The organism is Virgisporangium aliadipatigenens, from assembly GCF_016863615.1.
Classification (GTDB): domain Bacteria; phylum Actinomycetota; class Actinomycetes; order Mycobacteriales; family Micromonosporaceae; genus Virgisporangium; species Virgisporangium aliadipatigenens.
In genome coordinates, this window is sequence record NZ_BOPF01000038.1 from 62,000 (window position 1) to 78,398 (window position 16,399).

The 16,399-nt window shown below is 70.6% G+C and carries 10 protein-coding genes; 7 read left to right on the forward strand and 3 right to left on the reverse strand.

What is annotated here, in order from left to right; genetic code table 11:
• The first annotated feature begins 113 nt into the window (after window positions 1-113).
• Together Val02_RS37825 and Val02_RS37830 are read left to right on the forward strand one after the other, a co-directional pair.
• Window positions 114-1,835 (forward strand): carboxypeptidase-like regulatory domain-containing protein, encoded by a 1,722-nt coding sequence (locus tag Val02_RS37825; RefSeq protein ID WP_203904130.1) that lies wholly within the window; start codon window positions 114-116, stop codon window positions 1,833-1,835.
• Between the two features lie 131 nt (window positions 1,836-1,966).
• On the forward strand, window positions 1,967-3,964 hold the full coding sequence (locus tag Val02_RS37830; protein WP_203904131.1) for a carboxypeptidase-like regulatory domain-containing protein: 1,998 nt from the start codon (window positions 1,967-1,969) through the stop codon (window positions 3,962-3,964).
• 52 nt (window positions 3,965-4,016) lie between these two features.
• On the opposite strand, the gene glgC is transcribed toward Val02_RS37830, so the two are convergent.
• The gene (glgC, locus tag Val02_RS37835; RefSeq protein WP_203904132.1) at window positions 4,017-5,249 is read right to left on the reverse strand and encodes a glucose-1-phosphate adenylyltransferase; all 1,233 of its coding nucleotides are present in this window, start codon (window positions 5,247-5,249) and stop codon (window positions 4,017-4,019) included.
• Between the two features lie 73 nt (window positions 5,250-5,322).
• Here glgC and glgA point away from each other — a divergent pair, with 73 nt between their 5' ends.
• Window positions 5,323-6,525 carry a glycogen synthase gene (gene glgA / locus Val02_RS37840; protein WP_203904133.1) on the forward strand — a complete coding sequence of 401 codons (1,203 nt, stop codon included), beginning with the start codon at window positions 5,323-5,325 and terminating at the stop codon, window positions 6,523-6,525.
• Here the strand turns inward: glgA and Val02_RS37845 are convergent.
• Window positions 6,522-7,196: a hypothetical protein gene (locus tag Val02_RS37845; RefSeq protein ID WP_203904134.1), complete on the reverse strand. Its 675-nt coding sequence runs from the start codon at window positions 7,194-7,196 to the stop codon at window positions 6,522-6,524. The two genes, glgA and Val02_RS37845, sit on opposite strands and share 4 nt — an antisense overlap.
• 218 nt (window positions 7,197-7,414) lie before the next feature.
• Between Val02_RS37845 and Val02_RS37850 the strand changes: the two genes are divergently transcribed.
• Genes Val02_RS37850 through Val02_RS37860 form a run of 3 tightly spaced genes read left to right on the forward strand, consistent with a single transcriptional unit; the run spans window position 7,415 to window position 13,657 of the window.
• The gene (locus tag Val02_RS37850; protein WP_203904135.1) at window positions 7,415-9,949 is read left to right on the forward strand and encodes a carboxylate--amine ligase/circularly permuted type 2 ATP-grasp protein; all 2,535 of its coding nucleotides are present in this window, start codon (window positions 7,415-7,417) and stop codon (window positions 9,947-9,949) included.
• A 20-nt stretch (window positions 9,950-9,969) separates the two neighbouring features.
• Complete coding sequence (locus Val02_RS37855) at window positions 9,970-11,742, forward strand: N-acetylglutaminylglutamine amidotransferase (protein ID WP_203904136.1); 1,773 nt, start codon at window positions 9,970-9,972, stop codon at window positions 11,740-11,742.
• Between the two features lie 40 nt (window positions 11,743-11,782).
• On the forward strand, window positions 11,783-13,657 hold the full coding sequence (locus Val02_RS37860) for a S9 family peptidase (protein WP_203904137.1): 1,875 nt from the start codon (window positions 11,783-11,785) through the stop codon (window positions 13,655-13,657).
• On the opposite strand, the gene Val02_RS37865 is transcribed toward Val02_RS37860, so the two are convergent.
• A complete protein-coding gene (locus Val02_RS37865; protein ID WP_203904138.1) occupies window positions 13,586-14,164 on the reverse strand; it encodes a hypothetical protein in 579 nt (192 codons plus the stop codon). The genes Val02_RS37860 and Val02_RS37865 overlap by 72 nt on opposite strands.
• Window positions 14,165-14,543: 379 nt before the next feature.
• On the opposite strand from Val02_RS37865, the gene Val02_RS37870 reads away from it, so the two are divergent.
• Entirely contained in the window at window positions 14,544-16,397 is a 1,854-nt protein-coding gene (locus Val02_RS37870) for a cellulase family glycosylhydrolase (RefSeq protein WP_239153646.1), read from the forward strand.
• Window positions 16,398-16,399 lie beyond the last annotated feature (2 nt).

Below are 16,399 nucleotides of genomic sequence, written 5' to 3' on the forward strand. Positions count from 1 at the left end.
CGCCCGCTCGGCCCGGAGAACGATCAACTCGGGTGCGTTCTGTCGTACGGAGCCGGTATGTTCCAGGCTCGCTACCGAATCGATCGGTGGCGATTTCTATGGGAGAGGGCGTCTTGAAACGCTTGACCGGCAAAGGCTTCTTCCTGTTCCTGCTGACCGCGATCGTGCTGTCGCTGGCACCGGTGGCGCCGTCGGCGGCCCGGGCCGCCGCTTACGGTGCGATCGCCGGCACCGTGACGGACTCCTCCGGCGCGCCCGCCGCGGGCGTCGAGGTCGCCGCATTGGACTCGACCGGCAGCACGTGGGGCATCGGTCGTTCCGGGGCGGACGGGCGGTACGACCTGTCCATCCTGCCGGCCGGCGCGTACCGGCTGCGGTTCTCGCCCCCGGCCGCCCGCGGGGTGCAGCAGTGGGCACCCGGTAAGCGCAGGGCCGCGGAGGCCACCGCGCACACCGTGCACGGCGGCGGGACGACCGTCGTCGACGAGCGGCTCCTGCCCATGGCCGAGCTGGTGGTGCACCTGCAGACCGCCGACGGGCAGCCGTACGTCGACGCGCAGTTCCTGGCCAAGGACGAGTTCTCGGAATTCGAGCTCGGGCGCAGCGGTAACGACGGGGTCGTGCGCGCCAGGGTCTACGCCGGCACCTACACCGCGCGGTTCCTCGAGCCGGGGACCGGGCGGGTGCAGTACGTCCCGGGCAGCCGGACCGAGGCGGGCGCGCAGCCGTTCAGCGTCGCGCCGGACAGCGTGACCGAGCTGACCGAGCGGCGCATCGGGGCCGGCAGCCTGCGGGTGACCGCGCGGGACAGGGACACCGGTGCGGCGGTCCCGGACTTCTGCGCCTCGGCGGACGGCGGCCGGGACGAGTGCAGCAACGGCGGCGGCGTGGTGCTGCTGACCGGGGTCATCGCCGGATCCGTCGGCGTTTCCGTGCGGGGTGCGGCCGGCGCTCCGTACGGCTACGCGGACACCACGGCGACCGTGGTGGCCGGCGCGACCGTGGACATCGACGTGCCGCTGCCCGGGGTGGGCACGGTGACGACGGTGGTCCGGGCGGCCGACACCGGTGTTCCGCTGCGGGGCGCCTGCGTGGCACTGCTCGAGAAGGGCTCATTCAGCAGCTACCGGGAAAACTTCGCGCACTGCAGCGACAACAGCGGCGCCGTGACGATTCCGCAGCGGGAGGCCGGCGACTACATCATGTTCGTGAAGGGCGTCGGCGACTACGGGGCGCAAATCGTCGGCACGAGCGGCGGCACGGGCGACGAACGGCAGGCTCGGGTCGTCACCGTGGCGGGCGGCCAGGTGACGGTCGTTCCCGACGTGCGGCTGGACGTCGCCGGTGCGATCGTCGGCACCGTCACCGACGAGGCAGGTGCGCCGGTCGCCAACGGGAAGGTCAGTCTCACGCCCTGGCACTCCGGTGGGGACAACCAGTCCGGCTTCACGGTCCGGGCCGATGCCGACGGGCGGTACACGATGTCCGGCCTCGGACCGTACGCCTGGCCGCTGCTCTTCTCGTTCGGTGCCAAGCCGCACCAGTGGTCGGGCGGGACCGGTGACCGGTACGCCGCCGAGGCCGTCGCGGTCACGTCGGGCGGCTCGGCCACCTACGACTACGTGATGCGGGACGGGGCCACCGTCACGGGCACCTCCTCGATCTACGGGTGGGTCGTCGCGACCAACGCCACAACCGGGGACTACACGGGCCTCGCGTGGGTCTACGACGGCGTGTACACGATGCGGGTCATCGGTCCGCAGGTGATCCGCGTGGAGGGCGGTGACCCGGTGGCGGTTCCCGCGAGCGGGACCGTCGTGGTCGACCTGCCGTAGCCGACGGAGAGGAGCCGATGTATCACGATCGGCTCCTCTCCTCTGGCCCGCGTCGGACCTGATCGATATCTTCTCCTCGCCGGGGTGGATCGACCGCCGCGGATAAAGGGGAAGCGGCGACCGTGAAGTCCTTGTCAGGCAAGCGATTCGGCACACTATTACTCGTAGCGTTCATCTCTCTCGTGGCGCCGGCCGTTCCGGCACAGGCCCGTGCGGCAAACGGCACCATCGGCGGCATCGTCACCACAGCGGACGGCACACCCGCCTCGGGGGCGTCGGTGAGCCTCTACCGGCCCGGTCCCAACGGGCCCGTTCAGCGCGCCACCGCCGGTGCGGACGGGCGCTACTCGTTCAGCGTGGCACCGGGCGCGTACGTGCTGTCCTTCCAGAGCGTCAGCCTCGGCGCCGAACAGTGGTCGCCGCAGAAGCTCTCGCCGTTCGAGGCGCGGGAGTACCCGGTCGCCGACGGGGCCACCACCGTGGTCGACGAGGCGCTGCTGGCCAGTGGCACGTTCGCGGGGACGCTCACGGACTCCGCCGGTGCTCCGGTGGCGAGCAGCCGCGTCTCGGTGTTCCTGCCCGAGGGGCGTTGGATCGGCGGGACCATGACCGACAGTGCGGGACAGTACCGCGTGGCGGGCATTCCCGTCGGGCGGTACCAGCTGTCGTTCATCGTGCCGGGGACGCAGTACCTGACGCAGTGGGCGCCGCGGGTCGTGACGCAGCCGCAGGCCGGTACCTACGCCGTGGCCGCCAATGCCGTCACCACCGTGGACGAACGACTGCTGCCCACGGGCACGCTCGCCGTTCGACCGAAAAACACCGACGGGACGGCGCTGGTCGGCGCGTCGGTCTCGCTGAGCGCCGACTCCGGGGCGTACGTCTCGGGCAGCACGGACGCCTCGGGCGTCGCGCGGATGCTCGCCTTCGCCGGCACCTACCGGGTGGGCTTCCGGACGCCGGACTGGACGCGCGGCCAGTACCTCTACGGCGCCAAGCGGTGGGACGACGCCACGCCGATCGCCGTGGCCGCCGACACCGTCACCGAGGTCACCGACACGCTGCTGCCGACGGCGAGCCTCCGGGTGACGGCGACCGACGCGGTGAACGGCGCACCCGTGACGGACTTCTGCGCCTCGGCCCTCGACGAGGGCATCTACGGATGCAGCGGCGGCTCCGGCGTGGTGCTGCTGGCCGGCGTCACGGCCGGGCCCACGACGGTCCACGTCAGTTCCGAGGACGGGCTGCACGACTTCACCGAACTGGCGGTGACGGCGGTCGCCGGGGCCACGGTCGACGTGAGCGCCGCGCTGCAGCCGATGGCCGTGTTCACCACGGTGATCCGGGCCGCCGACACGGACGCGCCGCTCACCGACGCGTGCGTGGCACTGGTGACGGCACCGGCGTCGGACGTCACCGACGAGTCGTTCCGCTTCTGCAGCGACAGCGGCGGCACGGTGCGCATCCCCACGGTTCCGGCCGGGGACTACAAGCTGTTCGTCCGGGCGCCTCGCGACAGCGGGTACGGCGCGCAGTGGGTCGGCGCGTCGGGCGGCACCGGTGACCCGCGCGCCGCGAAGGTGGTGCAGGCGGTCGTCGGCCAGGTGACCACGCTCTCGGACATCCGGCTCGACCGGGCCGGAACGATCACCGGCAGGGTCACCGAGCCGGACGGCACCCCCGCGGTGTACGGCGCGGTCAACTTCGCCTCCTGGCACCCGGGGCCGGGCCCGAACTCCGGCCTCGCGGCCGACGTGGCGGCCGACGGGTCCTACACGTTCGGTGGGCTCGGGCCCTACGAGTGGCCGCTGCTCTTCTCGGCAAAGGACAAGCCGCGCCAGTGGAGCGGCAACGCGGTCGACCGCGATCAGGCGGCCCGCATCGTCGTGACGGCGGGCGGCACGACGACGTACGACATCACCCTGCGGGACGGCACCACGGTCACCGGCACCACGCCGGTCGAGGACCACGTCATCATCCGCAGCGCGGCGACCGGCGAGATCGTCGGCGTCGCGTGGCCGGTCGACGGGACCTACACCGCCGAGGTGCTCGGTCCGCAGGACGTGCGGGTGCAGGGCGGCGCACCGGTGGCCGTCCCGAGCAGCGGCACCGTCGTCGTGAACCTCTAGGCGAAAATCGTGAACATCTAAGGGAAAGGGGCCGGGCGCACCGGCCCCTTTCTCAGGCCTCCACGATCTGGTTCTTGCCGATCACCACGATGCCGTTGGACGAGACGGTGAAACGTTCACGGTCGCGGTCCAGGTCGACGCCGATCTGCGCGCCCTCGGGGATGCGGACGTTCTTGTCGATGATGGCGCGGCGCACGACGGCGTTTCGTCCGACGTCGACCCCCTCCATCAGCACCGACTCCTGGACGGTGGCGTAGGAGTGGACGCGCACGTTCGGGGAGACGACGGACTGCTCGACGAGCGAGCCGGAGATGACGACGCCGGGGGAGACCATCGAGCTGACCGCCCGGCCGACCCGGCCCTCCCAGCCGTGCACGAACTTCGCCGGCGGCCAGGGCCGGTAGTCCGTGTAGATCGGCCAGTCGAAGTTGTACAGGTTGAACACCGGGTGGATCGCGATGAGGTCCATGTGGGCCTCGTAGAACGAGTCCAGCGTCCCGACGTCGCGCCAGTAGCCGCGGTCCCGGTCGGTGCTGCCCGGCACCTCGTTGTCGCGGAAGTCGTAGACGTTGGCCTCGCCGCGCTTCACGAGCTCCGGGATGATGTTGCCGCCCATGTCGTGCTTGCTCTCGGGGTTCTTCGCGTCGCTGGTGACCGCTTCGCAGAGCGCGTCGGTCCGGAACACGTAGTTGCCCATCGACGCGTAGATCTCTTCGGGTGAGTCGGCCAGCCCGACGGCGTCCTTCGGCTTCTCCCGGAACGCGCTGATCCGCTTGCCGTCCGGCCCCACCTCGATGACCCCGAACTGGTCGGCGGTCGACAGCGGCTGCCGGATGCCGGCGACGGTCACCGACGCTCCGGAGGCGATGTGCTCGGCCACCATCTGGGCGGGGTCCATGCGGTAGATGTGGTCCGCGCCGAACACGATCACGTGGTCGGGCCGCTCGTCGTTGATCAGGTTGAGGCTCTGGTAGATCGCGTCGGCGGAACCGGCGAACCACCGCGGCCCGAGCCGTTGCTGCGCGGGAACGGGTGCGACGTAGTTGCCCAGCAGCGTGGACATCCGCCAGGTCTTGGTGATGTGCCGGTCGAGCGAGTGCGACTTGTACTGCGTCAGCACCACGATCTTCAGGTAGCCGGCGTTCGCGAGGTTGGACAGGACGAAGTCGATCATCCGGTAGATGCCACCGAACGGAACGCCCGGCTTCGCCCGGTCGGCGGTCAGCGGCATGAGGCGTTTGCCCTCGCCTCCGGCGAGGACGATTGCGAGGACCTTCGGCGCCATGAGCAGACGCTAGACGCAGCGGGTGAACGGCACCACCCGGACGGCGAACTTCCCAATGCGTAGGGTGTGTTCCATGGCTGCCGAGCTTCGCGTCGACCTGCTCACCCGGGAGTACCCGCCGGAGGTGTACGGCGGCGCGGGGGTGCACGTCGAGTACCTCGCCCGGGACCTGCGCCGGCTCGCCGACACGCGGGTGCACGCGTTCGGCGGGGCGCGGGACGAGCCGGGGGTGACCGGCTATCCGGATCCGGCGCAGCTCGCCGGTGCCAATGCCGCGCTGCGCACCATGGGCGTGGACCTGGCGATGGTGGCCGGCTGCGAGGGCACCGACGTGGTGCACAGCCACACCTGGTACGCCAACTTCGCCGGGCACGTCGCGAAGCTGCTGTACGGGGTGCCGCACGTGGTGACCACGCACAGCCTGGAGCCGCTGCGCCCGTGGAAGGCGGAGCAGCTCGGCGGCGGCTACGCGCTCTCGTCCTGGGTCGAACGCACGGCGATCGAGGCCGCCGACGCGATCGTCGCGGTGTCGGCCGGCATGCGCCGGGACGTGCTGATGGCGTACCCGGCGGTGGATCCGGCCCGGGTGCACGTGGTGCACAACGGCATCGACACCGAGCAGTACGCCCCGGACCGCGGCACCGACGTGGTCGAACGCCTCGGCATCGACCTGTCGCGGCCGACGGTGACGTTCGTCGGGCGGATCACCCGCCAGAAGGGGCTGCCGTACCTGCTGCGGGCGGTGGATCAGTTGCCGGCCTCGGCGCAGGTGGTGCTGCTCGCCGGTGCGCCGGACACGCCGGAGATCGCCGCCGAGGTGACGTCGCTCGTCGCCGGGCTGAAGCGCGACGGCGTCATCTGGATCGAGGAGATGCTGCCGAAGCGCGAGGTGATCCAGGTCCTGACGCACAGCACGGTCTTCGTGTGCCCGTCGGTGTACGAGCCGATGGGGATCGTCAACCTGGAGGCGATGGCGTGCGAGACGGCCGTCGTCGCGACCGCCACGGGCGGCATCCCCGAGGTGGTCGCCGACGGCGAGACCGGGCTGCTGGTGCCGATCGAGCAGGTCCCGGACGGGACGGGTACGCCGGTGGACCCGGAGCGGTTCGCCGCGGATCTGGCCGCCGCGCTGACGGCGCTGCTGGAGGATCCGGCGCGGGCGGACGCCATGGGCAAGGCCGGGCGGCGGCGCGCGATCGAGCACTTCTCGTGGGGCTCGATCGCGGAGCGGACGCTCGACGTCTACAAAACCGCCCTGGGAAAGAGCGAGATCTAGGCCTTCTGGCTACCCGGCGCCGACACCAGGGTCTTCGACGCGGGGATCAGCACCTTGGCGAGCAGTTCCTCGAGGAAGGGCTGCTTGGCGTCCGGGCCGCTGACCTCCACGGTGAGCGCGTTGGAGCCGGAGACCAGCCAGACCATGCAGTAGACGCTCTCGTCCGGGGCGCCCTCCATCGCCGTCTCGTAGCAGATCCCGTAGTGGCTGCTGTAGTCCGCGACGCCGTCGGGGACCTTGGCCGGGCCGAGAATCTTGTAGAAGTCGCCCTCGTTGGTGTTCCACCTGTCGCAGGTGTCGGCGACGCTCTTGGCGCTCTGCACCAGCTGCGCGTCCTCGGCCTTGGTGAACGAGTGTCCGGTCAGCACCAGCGTGAAGGTGCCGGCGGTCCAGAGGCGCCGGTGCGACGTGTGCTGGTACGGCTCGGCCCGGAGCGGTTTGCACAGCTTCGCGATCGGGTAGGTGCCGGCCTTGTCCTCCTGGATCGCCGCGCCCTGGTCGATCGCCTTGACGGCATCGGTGGCCATGAGCAGTTGCGCGGGCACGCTGGTCCCGGGGTTGGCCGCGCCGCCGGCCGACGCACCGGTCGCCGCGGCGCTCGGGGTGGCGCTCGGCGCGGCCGACTTGCCGCCGCCCTCGGCGTCGCAGCCGCTCAGGAGGAGCGCCGCCACTGTTGCTGTGAGTATCGTCCGCCGCATGCTCCTCATGAACGGATTGATACCGCACCGGTTCAATCCGCGGCGCAAGAGCCGGCAGTCGGCTAGATCACGAGTGCCGCGCCTTTCGATTGGGTAGTTATCACGAGCACTACAGCAAGGAAACGCGGTGGACACGTGCACTGGTCAGGCTCAAGGCCGCCCCGACAGCGATACCTGGCGGTGAACACACTGTGACGGAGAGTCGACTGCTGACCGTTGGCGTGGAGGAGGAGTTCCACGTCGTCGACCGTCAGACCAGAGAGCTCGTGCCGCGCGCGGCGGAGATCCTCGAACGCCTCCCGGCCGAGTCGTACGCCGCGGAGATGCAACGCTCCGTGGTCGAGAGCAACAGCGCTGTATGCACTTCTCTCGATGAGTTGCGCGCCGATCTGAACGGTTTGCGGCAGCGGGCGTTCGAGGTGACGGATCCGGCCGGGCTCGGCCTGATCGCCGCCGGAACGGTGCCGCTGCTGGACGCCGAGGCGCTGTGGATCACGCCGACGACGCGTTACCGGCAGATGCTCGACGACTACCAACTCCTCGCGCGTGAGCAGCTGATCTGCGGTACTCACGTGCACGTGGGCGTGCCGGACCGGGCGGCGGCCGTGATCGTCGCCGAGCGGGTCACGCCGTGGCTGCACCAGCTGCTGGCGCTGTCGGCCAGTTCGCCCTACTGGATGGGCGAGGACAGCGGCTATGCCAGCACCCGTGCGCTGGTGTGGCAGCGCTGGCCCACGGCCGGCGGCACCGGCGGCGTCGGTTCGGCCGAGGAACACGACGAACTCGTCGACGACCTCATCGCCTCCGGCATCATCAGCGACCCGCGGATGATCTACTTCGACGTTCGGCCGTCGGCGCACAAGCCCACCGTCGAGCTGCGGGTCCCCGACGCGTGTCCCGGCCTGGACGAGGTGGTGCTGATCGCGGGCCTGTTCCGGGCCCTCGTCGCCCGGGAGTTCGAGTCGTGGGAACGCCCTGCGCCTCCCGCGCCCAGGGCTCCGCTCCTGCGCGCGGCGATGTGGCGGGCGGCCCGTTCCGGGCTGGAGTCGGACCTGCTGGACCTGCCCTCCTCGCCGAAACCCGTGCCGGCGGCGGTGGCCGTGCGCCGGATGGTCGACGAACTGCGCCCCCAACTGGAGGCCGCCGGCGACTGGGGCATGGTCAACGAACTGCTCACCGAGACGCTCGGCCGCGGCAGTTGGGCGTCTCGGCAGCGCCGCGCCTACGAACGCCGCGGCCGCCTCGCCGACGTCGTCGACACCCTGCTCGCCGGCACCGGCGGGGACCAGCGCACGGCGCAGGTGCTGATCGGCGCCACGCCCACGCTGACCGGCTACGAGGGCACCGACGACGAGGCGTTCACGAACGGCTGGCCGCGCCCCGCCTACCGGCGCGTGATCGACGTGCTCTCCGGCCTCGGGCCGGCCGAACTGCGCAAGCGCGAGCAGGCCCGCGACGAGGAACAGCGCGCGCGGGGCGTCACGTTCAGCGTCAGCGGCGAGTCCTCGGTGCGACTGTTCCCGTTCGACCTGGTGCCTCGCCTGGTGGCCGCCGACGAGTGGAAGAGCCTGCAGGCCGGCCTGATCCAGCGCGCCCGTGCGCTGGACGCCTTTCTTCGGGACGTCTACGGCGAACGCCACGTGGTCCGCGACGGCGTGCTGCCGGCGTGGGTCGTCGACACGGCGCCCGGGCTCAAGCCGACCGGCGCCCTGATGCCCCGAACCGGCGTGCGCGCGCACGTGGCGGGCATGGATCTCGTCCGGGACCACAGCGGCTGGCACGTGCTGGAGGACAACCTGCGGGTGCCCTCCGGCATCGGCTACGCCTTGCAGAACAGGCGGCTGTCGAGGAGCGTGCTGCCCGAGTTGCCCGTTCCACCGGGGCTGTTGGATCCGGAGTCGGCGCCGAAACTGCTGCGACAGGCGCTCCTGGACGCGGCGCCGCCGAAGGCGCAGGACGCGCCGAGACTCGCGGTGCTCAGCGCGGGGCCGAGCGACTCCGCGTGGTTCGAACATCAGCTCCTCGCCGAGGAGATGGGCGTGCCGGTGGTGCGCAGCACCGATCTCCTGGTCGACGACCGCATCGTCTACCTGCACAAGGGCGGGTCGCGCAAGCGGATCGACGTGCTCTACCTGCGGGTCGACGAGGACCACCTGCTGCACGCGCCCGGCGCCGACGGCGCACCGCTCGGCCAGGCGCTCCTCGCGGCGGGCTGGGCCGGCACGGTGACGCTGGCGAACGCCCTCGGCAACGGCGTCGGCGACGACAAGGCCATCTATGCATATGTCGACCGGTTCATCGGGTACTACCTCGGCGAGCAGCCGCTGCTGAACTCCGTGCCGACCTACCTGTGCGGGGTGCCGGAGCAGCGCGCCGAGGTGCTGGACCGGCTGGATCAGCTGGTGTGCAAGCCGGTCGACGGGTACGGCGGCGACCGGGTGGTGATCGGCCCGTCGGCCGACGAACCGGAGCTGCACGCCCTGCGCCAGCAGATCCAGGCGGCGCCGCACCGGTGGATCGCGCAGGAGGTGGTGCGCCTGTCGACCACCCCGGTCTTCGACGGGAGCCGGTTGGTGCCGCGGCACGTGGACCTGCGGGCGTTCGTGTTCCAGGGCAGCGAGGCCGTGGTGGCGCCGGCCGCACTGACGCGGGTGGCGCCGGCCAACAGCATGATCGTCAACTCGTCGCGCGGCGGCGGCTCGAAGGACACCTGGTTGACGGGCTGAACGACGGATAGGGAGAGCGCATGTGTGGCTTCGCGGGTGAGATCAGGTTCGACGGCGACAGGGCCGACCTGGAGGCGGTGCGCCGGATGAGCCCGTGCCTGACCGCGCGCGGGCCCGACGGGTCCGGGGAGTGGGCGCACGAGCGTTTCGCGCTGGTCCATCACCGGCTGAAGATCATTGACCTGTCCGCGGCCGGTACCCAGCCGATGACCGACCCCGACCTGGGTCTGACGCTGGTCTTCAACGGCTGCATCTACAACTACAAGCAGCTCCGCGCGGAACTGGCCGGCCTCGGCTACACCTTCCGGTCCACCTCCGACACCGAGGTCATCATCAAGGCGTTCCACGCGTGGGGTGCGCGGTGCGTCGACCGGTTCTACGGGATGTTCGCGTTCGCGATGGTCGAACACGAGTCCGGGACGGTGACGCTGGCCCGCGACCGGCTGGGGATCAAGCCGCTCTACCTTTCGGAGAAGGCCGGGCGGCTGCGGTTCGCCTCCACGCTGCCGGCCCTTCTCGCCGCGGGGGACGTCGACACGTCGATCGACCCCGTCGCGCTGCACCACTACATGACGTTCCACTCCGTGGTGCCGGCGCCGATGACGATCCTGCGGGGGATCCGGAAGCTGCCGCCGGCCACCATTCGCGTGTACCGGGCGGACGGCTCCTTCACCGACGAGGTCTACTGGCGGCCGTCGCACACGCGCTCGGGCATCAAGACGGCCGAGGAGTGGCGCGAGGAGGTGCTCGCCGCGCTGCGGGTCGCCGTCGACCGGCGGACCGTCGCGGACGTGCCGGTGGGTGTGCTGCTCTCCGGCGGGCTCGACTCCAGCCTCATCGTGGCCCTGCTCGCGCAGGCCGGGCAGCCGGGGCTGACGACGTTCAGCATCGGCTTCGCCGCCGCCGGCGGGGAGTCCGGGGACGAGTTCGAGTACTCCGACCTGATCGCGCGGGAGTTCGGCACCGTGCACCACCAGATCATGATCAGTGCGGACCGGTTCATCCCGGCCGTCCACCGCGCCGTCGACGCCATGTCCGAGCCGATGGTCAGCCACGACTGCGTCGCGTTCTACCTCCTGTCGGAGGAGGTGTCGCGGCACGTCAAGGTCGTGCAGTCCGGTCAGGGCGCGGACGAGGTCTTCGCCGGGTACAGCTGGTATCCGCCCCTCGCCGATGTTCCGCGGGAACGGTGGGTGGACGCCTACGCGGCCGAGTTCTTCGACCGGCCGCACCGTGACCTCGTCGAGCAGCTCGGTCCACAGTGGACACCGGCCCGCGACTTCAGCCGGGAGTTCGTCGAGGCGCACTTCGGGCAGCCCGGCGCCGACACGGCGGTGGACGCGGCGCTGCGCCAGGACAGCACCGTGATGCTGGTGGACGACCCGGTCAAGCGGGTGGACAACATGACGATGGCGTTCGGGCTGGAGGCGCGTGTACCTTTTCTCGACCACGAGGTGGTGGAGCTCGCGGCGGCGATCCCACCGGAGTTGAAGCTCGCGGAAGGGGGCAAGGGCGTGCTGAAGGCGGCGTCCCGGGGCGTGGTTCCGGACAAGGTCATCGATCGGCCCAAGGGGTATTTCCCAGTGCCCGCGATCCGGCACCTGTCCGGGCAGCTGCTCGACGACGTGCGGGACGCGCTGGGCGCGCAGGCGGCACGGGACCGTGGGCTGTTCCGCCGGGAGTACGTCGACGAGCTGCTCTCCGACCCGAACAAGCACCGCACCACGCTCGACGCGAACGCGCTGTGGCAGCTCGGCCTCCTGGAGCTGTGGCTCCAGCGCAGGGGCGTATGAGCGCGGCCTGGCGCCGGTCCGGCGCTTGCGCGGGCAAAGCATGACGGCCGCCGTCGGGGCCGCTGTCCGGCCGGCCCACACCGTCGTTGATCCGGACGTGGACACGTTCGACTTCGGGAGCTGGGGTCCCTCCCTCGCGCCCGACGGCACGCGGATGGTCTTCGTCTCCGACCGCGACGGGCAGCCGCGCGCCTGGCTCGGCCGGGACGAGCCCACCGCGACACCGCTGCCCACCGGCGACGAACCCGTCGTCGGCGTCGCCTGGTCGCCCGACGGCGCCTGGATCGCCTGCCGGATCGCGCCGGGCGGCGCCCCCCGCCACGAGCTGTGGATCATCCGGCCGGACGGGGCCGGGCTGCACCAGGTCGGCGGCTTCGGCGCGGGGAACAGCGAGTTCGCCGGCTGGGTCGAGGTCAACGGCGTCTCCTACCTCGCCGCCACCGAGATGTCCGAGGAATGGCGGTCGGTGCTGATCGAGCCGGAGTCCGGCGCCTCGACCCCGCTGCTCACCGCCGACCTGACCATCGTGCTGGACGTCAGCCGGGACGGGCGCTGGGTGCTGTTCCGCAGCGGGCCGCGCAGCAAGCGGCACCTGGAGATCCTCGACCTCAAGGAGGGGCGAAGGCGCCGCCTGCCAGCCAAGGCCGGGGCGGACGGTTCGACGGAACGGGCGTCGTTCGCGCCGGACAGCAAGGTCGTCTACGCGCGCACCGACGTCGACGGCGAACTGGCCCGCCTGGTGGCCATCCCGGTGCGGGGCGGCGCCTCGCGCACCCTCGCCGAGCGGCCCGACGCCGAGTTGGAGGACTTCGCCGTCGACGTGCAGGGCAGCACACTCGCCCTGCTGTGGAACGTCGCCGGACGCAGCGAGCTGACGCTGTTCGACCCGAAGCGGCGCACCGAACATCCGATCGAGCCGCAGCCCGGGGAGATCGTGGCCGGCGTGGGCTTCGCCCGGGGCGGTCGGGTGATGGCGTTCTGCGTGGAGGGCCCGGGGTCGCCGCGGACCATCTGGCGCGTGCGCGTCGTGGGAGCCGAGGCGGCGCCGATCGATCAGCCGCGTGTGCGACCCGACGCGGTGCGGCCGGTGCTGCACCGGTTCGCGGCGGCCGACGGGCTGGGGCTCACCGGCTGGTGGTACCCGCCGGCGGGGCCGGGGCCGTTCCCCACGATGATCAGCCTGCACGGCGGGCCGGAGGCGCAGGAGCGGCCGGGCCACCATCCGCTGTACGAGCGGCTGACGGAGGCCGGTGTCGCGGTCTTCGCCCCGAACGTGCGCGGCTCCGCCGGGTTCGGGCGGTCGTTCGTCAACGCCGACAACGGGGCGCTGCGGCACGCGGCCATCACGGACGTGCGCGACTGCGTGTCTTACCTGACCGGGAACGGCCTCGCGGACAGCGCACGCATCGGGGTGATGGGCCGCTCCTACGGCGGTTACCTGACGCTCGCGGCCCTCGTGACGTTCCCGGAGCTGTTCGCGCTCGGGGCGCCGACGTGCGGCATGTCGGACCTGCTCACGTTCTTCGCGCACACCGAGCCGTGGATCGCCTCGGCGGCGGTGAGCAAGTACGGCGACCCCGAACGCGACACCGAACTGCTGCGCGAACTGTCGCCGCTGCGCCGCATCGACCGCCTGCGCGTGCCGCTGCTCATCACCCACGGCGAGAACGACACCAACGTTCCGCTGAACGAGTCGGAGCAGCTCGTGCGGGCATTGCGCGAACGCGGGATGCCGCACCGGTATCTCCTGTTGCGTGGCGAGGGGCACGACTTCCTGCGTCAGGAGAACCGCGAACTCTTCATCGCGACGTCCGCGTCGTGGATCGCCGCACGGCTCGGTCTGTCAGAGCTTTCCGAAGACGTCGACCACGCGGTGTCCGAGGCGCCGCGAGAAGGCGTCGACGAAACGCGGTGACAGTTCGGGCCAGTTCCAGAAGGTGAAGCCCAGGTGGCCGAACGCCCACGGTGGCGCCCATTGCCAGTCGTTCAGGCTCACGTGCACGCCGCAGTGCTCGCACGGGTGGTGGTTGTCGCCGAGGCCGCTGCTCCAGCCGCTGATGACGGTGGACAGTTCGTCCCAGTGGGCGTTCGGGTTCCAGTGTTCGTCGATGAGGTCGGTGACGGAGCCGCAGAGCGGGCAGGTGATGGCGGCGGCCTCCAGTGACGTGAACACGTTGTGGCTGCTGGAGATCACCTCCACGCCGTTGGTGTAGCGGTCCATGAGCGAGGGTTCGGGCTTGGCGACGGCGATCGCGTAGTTGGGACCGGGCCGGTATCCACCGGCGTCGCCGTAGGTGCAGTCGCTGCGCTGGGGCTCGATGACACCGCTGTCCACGAGCCAGTTCACGACGGAGGTCGCGAGGTGTGGTGCCTCGTCGGGCGTGGCCTCCACGTCGGCCAGAGTTTCGTAAAAGTCCCCCACGCTGAGCGACGGTACCGATACGCCGTGGTTCGTCAAAGGCTTGAACAATGGGGGTCCGGCGCGGCGTGGTCCGTTTTGGGCGTCTGACCACGGAAAGTAATGGTCAGCGGTGATCAACAGCGGGCGCACAGGCCGCGCGCAGGTCGCCGAAAGGTGAAACTTTCACCTCCGGGGCGGGGTCCCCCGGTGTGCGCAGACCGCACCAGCGCAGGCATTCCGTCGGGAATGAACGGCGTTCAGCGCATTGCTCGTTTGCGATGGACGAATGGGCTCCTACGCTGTTCGCCATCAAGGGCGCTCCTTCACCCCTGTCACGTTCTGTGGCTGGGAGCGCTCCCAAGTAAGGAGTTCAGTGTCCAGATCCCTCTCCCGGCGGTTAATGCTGTCTCTCGTCGTCGCGGTCACCGCCGCCGTCCCCGGTGTCTACATAGCGAACGCCGCGGAGCAGCCCGCCGTCGCCGCCGTTCCGACCAAGGACTGGCTGCACGTCCAGGGGAACCAGATCGTCGACGAGGCCAACAACCCGGTCTGGCTCACCGGCACCAACTGGTTCGGGTTCAACGCCTCCGAGCGCGTGTTCCACGGGCTCTGGTCGGCCAACATCACGACCGTCACCAAGAGCATGGCCGACCGCGGCATCAACATGGTCCGGGTGCCCATCTCCACGCAGCTGCTGCTGGAGTGGAAGGCGGGCACGTTCGGCACCGTCAACGTCAACACCTTCGCCAACCCCGAACTCGCCGGCAAGAACAGCCTCCAGGTCTTCGACTACTGGCTGGGCCTCTGCGAGCAGTTCGGCATCAAGGTCATGATCGACGTGCACAGCGCGGAGGCCGACAACGCCGGCCACAACTACCCGGTCTGGTACAAGGGCTCGATCACGGCCGAACTGTTCTACCAGGGCTGGGAGTGGATCACGACCCGGTACCGCGAGAACGACACCATCGTCGCGATGGACGTCAAGAACGAGCCGCACGGCTCGCAGAGCGAGAACCCGCGCGCCAAGTGGGACGGCTCGACGGACCCCGACAACTGGAAGTACGTCTGCGAGACGGCCGGCAAGCGGATCCTCGCGATCAACCCGAACCTGCTGATCCTCTGCGAGGGCATCCAGGTCTACCCGAAGTCCGGTGTGCCGTGGACGTCGACCGGCCTCACCGACTACCACAACATGTGGTGGGGCGGGAACCTGCGGGGCGTCGCCGAACACCCGGTCAACCTCGGGGCCAACCAGGACCAGCTGGTGTACTCGCCGCACGACTACGGCCCGCTCGTGTTCGACCAGCCGTGGTTCCAGGGCGACTTCGACAAGACCTCGCTGACGAACGACGTCTGGCGCCCGAACTGGCTCTACATCCACGAGAACAACACCGCGCCGCTGCTGATCGGCGAGTGGGGCGGCCGGCTCGGCCAGGACCCGCGGCAGGACAAGTGGATGTTCGCCCTGCGCGACCTGATGATCGAGAAGCGCATCCACCACACGTTCTGGGTGCTGAACCCGAACTCCGGCGACACCGGCGGCCTGCTGCTGGACGACTGGCAGACCTGGGACGAGACCAAGTACGCCATGCTCAAGCCCGCGCTGTGGCAGCACAACGGCAAGTTCGTGGCGCTGGACCACCAGGTGCGCCTGGGTGGCTCCGGCTCCACCACCGGCGTCAACCTGGCCGACGTCTACGGCGGCGGCACGTCCTCGCCGTCGCCCGCGGCATCGTCCCCGCGCCCGTCCGCATCCTCGCCCCGCCCGTCGGTCTCGCCTTCCTCGTCGAACGGGCCGGTGCCGACCGGTGCGCTCGCGGTGCAGTACCGCAACACCGACAGCGCCGCGACGGACAACCAGATCCGGCCGCACCTCCGGGTCGCCAACCGGGGAACGTCCACAGTGGACCTGCGCACGGTCACGGTCCGGTACTACTTCACCCGGGACGGCGCGTCGGCCGTGAACGCGGTCTGCGACTGGGCACAGGCGGGCTGCGCCAACGTGTCGACGCGGGTGGTCAACCTGAGCAGCCCGGTCAACGGTGCCGACGCGTACCTGGAGGTCGGCTTCACGGCCGGTTCGGTGGCGGCGGGTGCGGACACCGGCGACATCCAGCTGCGGCTGAACAAGGCCGACTGGTCCAACTTCAACGAGGCGGACGACTACAGCCGGGCCGTTCAGGCGTCCTATGTGGACGCTGCGAGGATCCCGGCGTACTCGGGAAGCACGCTCGTGTGGGGCGCGGCTCCCTGATC

What these genes read in the sequence shown, in the direction of transcription:
- glgC (WP_203904132.1), bottom strand. Translation starts at nt 5,249, where the DNA reads ATGGCGCCGAAGGTCCTCGCAATCGTCCTCGCCGGAGGCGAGGGCAAA.
- glgA (WP_203904133.1), top strand. Translation starts at nt 5,323, where the DNA reads ATGGCTGCCGAGCTTCGCGTCGACCTGCTCACCCGGGAGTACCCGCCG.
- Val02_RS37855 (WP_203904136.1), top strand. Translation starts at nt 9,970, where the DNA reads ATGTGTGGCTTCGCGGGTGAGATCAGGTTCGACGGCGACAGGGCCGAC.
- Val02_RS37860 (WP_203904137.1), top strand. Translation starts at nt 11,783, where the DNA reads ATGACGGCCGCCGTCGGGGCCGCTGTCCGGCCGGCCCACACCGTCGTT.
- Val02_RS37870 (WP_239153646.1), top strand. Translation starts at nt 14,544, where the DNA reads ATGCTGTCTCTCGTCGTCGCGGTCACCGCCGCCGTCCCCGGTGTCTAC.